Source organism: Jongsikchunia kroppenstedtii DSM 45133, from assembly GCF_000380485.1.
Classification (GTDB): Bacteria; Actinomycetota; Actinomycetes; order Mycobacteriales; family Mycobacteriaceae; genus Jongsikchunia; species Jongsikchunia kroppenstedtii.
On record NZ_AQYG01000012.1, the window covers coordinates 1 to 2,809 of the forward strand.

Below are 2,809 nucleotides of genomic sequence, written 5' to 3' on the forward strand. Positions count from 1 at the left end.
GTGGGCGGCCTCCTGCTTTCGATGCAGTCCTTTACAAGGGCCGCAACGTTATTGAGCGTTCCTTCAACGACACCAAGCAGTGGCGCGCCCTGGCCACCCGCTACGACAAACTCGCCATCACCTACCGAGCCGCCGTGGTCCTACAGGCATGCCTCCGCTGGACACGCCTATTAGGAGACACGCCCTAGCTGTTACGGCGACTAGCCGGGAGGTTCGGCGAGCCCCTTGAGATTCAGCAGTTGCCGCCGGGCCATCACCAGGTCGCCGACCGAGAGCAGCGATGCCAGTGGCCCGGACCGCGGCAGCAGGATCTTCAGCAGCAGCCGGGTGCTCTCGCCCTGCGGCACCAGCACATACGACATCAGGCAGCCCATGATCTCCGCGGTGAGTTGATGCCCGGGTTCGACGGTCAGGACGCGGCCGACCGGTCCGAACGCGGCGGTCGAAAAGTTGTCTCCGGGTAGAGGATCGCGCAGCGACCGGATCGTTCGCGGGGACCGGCGGCCGCGGTTGTCGAGCCAGTCGTACGAATACGGTGCGAGCCGAATCTGCCTGATCCACGGCCACACTCGTTCCGGGGGCGCGCCGACGGTGACGCCGCGCCAGAGTGCGCCGGCGGCGTGGTCCCACACGTCGTCGCACGGATAGTGCCGGCGCACATCGGCATCCGTGACACCCCAGCGGTCGGCGATCATGTGCGTGCCGCCCGATCCGTTGTTGTGCGGTGCCGAAGGCGGGTCTGGGTGTCCCGAAACTCTGGGGACAGCAGACAGTCGGCCTGTGCACGGACCGCCAGCCGCAAGTGGTCGTCGTCCGTACTGGAATTGTTGAGACAACTCCGCGCCGCCGTGATGGCGGTGGCAGACTTCCCGGCGATTTGGATCGCGAGATCCAATGCGCTGTCCATCAATTCGGCGGCCGGAACGACGCGGGTCGCCAGCCCCACCTGCTCTGCCGACCATGCACCGACCACGGTGCTCAGCAGGATGAGTTGTCGTGCGCGGGCCTCGCCGATGAGTCGCGGCAGGCGGTAGGTGGCGCCCATGTCGGGGACCAGGCCGTATTCCATTTCCGGCAGACCGAATACGGCGTCGTCGGCCAGGATGCGGAAATCGCAGGCGAGGGCGAGCTGCATGCCCGCACCGAAGGCGTGGCCGCGCACGGCCGCGATCGACGGGAAGGGCAGTCGTGGAATCCATTCGAACATCGATGCGAGCTGCCAGCCGTCGTCGAGCATGGCGTTCGGCGTCGATCGTTGCGCGAAGTCGGCGATCGCCCCGGTGGTGAACTCCGACAAGTCGACTCCGGCGCAGAACGTCGGTCCGTCGCCGGCCACCACGAGACATCTGATCGAGTGGTCACTGGACAGTTGGTCGCTGATCCGGTGGACCCGCGCACGCATCGATTCATCGATCGCATTCCGGGCCGCGGGACGTGCCAGCGTCATGATTGCGACATCATCACGCCGCTCGTATCGCACCGATCCCGAATCCATTGCGCTACTCCGTTTTTCCCTGGGCGAGCAGAAAGTCGGTGACGATGCCCGGGACATCGACGGCGACGGTGCGGCCGAGGATGCGCGGGCCGCGGTAGCCCAGAGCCGGATAGTGATGGCCGCCGCCGGTGATCGACAGCAGTCCCACCGGGTGGCGCCCGGACCAGCGGTACAGCCGGCCGGATTCGTCGGGGGCGGTCTCGAGCGTCGTGACCTCGGGATCCCCGGGCATGCCGTTCCGTTCCGCGAACCATGCCGCGCCGTCGACGGCCGACCGCACGGGGCCGCGGTCGGCGAACCCGTAGAGCCGATCGTGGCCGCCGCCGTACGGATTCTTCGGATCGTCGGTGCCTGCGACAAAGAACGCGGGCACCGCAACGCCGCGGTCCGCGCAGCCGATGTTGTCGACCGTCGGCGGATTGGCGGCGACCGGCGCGATGGCCGTGACCAGATCGGGCGCCTCCAGGGCCAGCCGAGTCGCCATCTGGCCGCCGCTGCTGTACCCGGTCGCCAGCACGCGAAGCGTGCGGGCGGGGTCGATGTCCTCGACCAGCGCGCGGATGAACGCGATGTCATCGACGTGCAGACGTTTGGCGGCGAATGCTGATTGCCGCCGGCATTCGTTCCAGTTGTGCCGGAAGCCGTCCGGGTAGATCACCGAGAATCCGTGCTCGTCCGCCAGCTGATCGAATCGGTGGCCGGTCGCCCGACGGATCTGGGCACCGTTCTGCCCCGACCCATGCAGGACGAGCAGGATTGCGCTCGCTGCCGGGGCAGTGGTCGGCGGTCGATACCACTGTGTCCGCCGGGTGCGGCCGTCGATCGTGCGGCTGCCTTTGGACCACCGCCCGTGCAGATCCGGCGGTGGCGGATACGACGCGGTGAGGCCATACGCGGCAAGATATCCCGCCGAGATGGTGGTCGCGCCGGCCAGCAGCGGGATAGCCGCCCGATTCATCGCGATATGCCTCCTTGGCCGTCGGTGACTAGGGCGTGTCTCCTAATAGGCGTGTCCAGCGGAGGCATGCCTGTAGGACCACGGCGGCTCGGTAGGTGATGGCGAGTTTGTCGTAGCGGGTGGCCAGGGCGCGCCACTGCTTGGTGTCGTTGAAGGAACGCTCAATAACGTTGCGGCCCTTGTAAAGGACTGCATCGAAAGCAGGAGGCCGCCCACCGGTGGAGCCTTTGCGTTTGCGGGCGTCGGTCTCGGTGCTCTTCTGCGGGATAACGGTCTTGATGCCGCGGCCAGCGAGCATCCGCCGGTTCACCCCGTTGGTGTAGGCCCGATCGGCGATCACCGCGTCCGGGCGGGTA

5 protein-coding genes are annotated in these 2,809 nt (G+C 67.2%); 1 reads left to right on the forward strand and 4 read right to left on the reverse strand.

Translation table 11 applies throughout. The features are described from left to right. A partial coding sequence (locus G341_RS0100130; RefSeq protein WP_018177082.1) for a transposase occupies window positions 1-188 on the forward strand: 188 nt, incomplete at its 5' end. Between the two features lie 12 nt (window positions 189-200). On the opposite strand, the gene G341_RS0100135 is transcribed toward G341_RS0100130, so the two are convergent. The 4 genes from G341_RS0100135 to G341_RS0100150 form a co-directional block, all read right to left on the reverse strand. Beyond that, entirely contained in the window at window positions 201-695 is a 495-nt protein-coding gene (locus G341_RS0100135) for a hypothetical protein (RefSeq protein ID WP_018177083.1), read from the reverse strand. Next, a complete protein-coding gene (locus G341_RS20440; RefSeq protein WP_018177084.1) occupies window positions 692-1,495 on the reverse strand; it encodes an enoyl-CoA hydratase/isomerase family protein in 804 nt (267 codons plus the stop codon). Before G341_RS20440 ends, G341_RS0100135 begins: the two co-directional genes overlap by 4 nt. 4 nt (window positions 1,496-1,499) lie before the next feature. Further along, window positions 1,500-2,453 carry a CE1 family esterase gene (locus G341_RS20445; protein ID WP_018177085.1) on the reverse strand — a complete coding sequence of 318 codons (954 nt, stop codon included), beginning with the start codon at window positions 2,451-2,453 and terminating at the stop codon, window positions 1,500-1,502. A 28-nt stretch (window positions 2,454-2,481) separates the two neighbouring features. After that, window positions 2,482-2,809: IS5/IS1182 family transposase (locus G341_RS0100150; protein WP_018177086.1), on the reverse strand; the 328-nt coding region annotated here is incomplete at its 5' end.

Excerpts from the sequence above, each read along its gene's own strand:
- G341_RS20440 (WP_018177084.1), bottom strand. The coding sequence starts at position 1,495 with ATGGATTCGGGATCGGTGCGATACGAGCGGCGTGATGATGTCGCAATC.
- G341_RS0100135 (WP_018177083.1), bottom strand. The coding sequence starts at position 695 with ATGATCGCCGACCGCTGGGGTGTCACGGATGCCGATGTGCGCCGGCAC.
- G341_RS20445 (WP_018177085.1), bottom strand. The coding sequence starts at position 2,453 with ATGAATCGGGCGGCTATCCCGCTGCTGGCCGGCGCGACCACCATCTCG.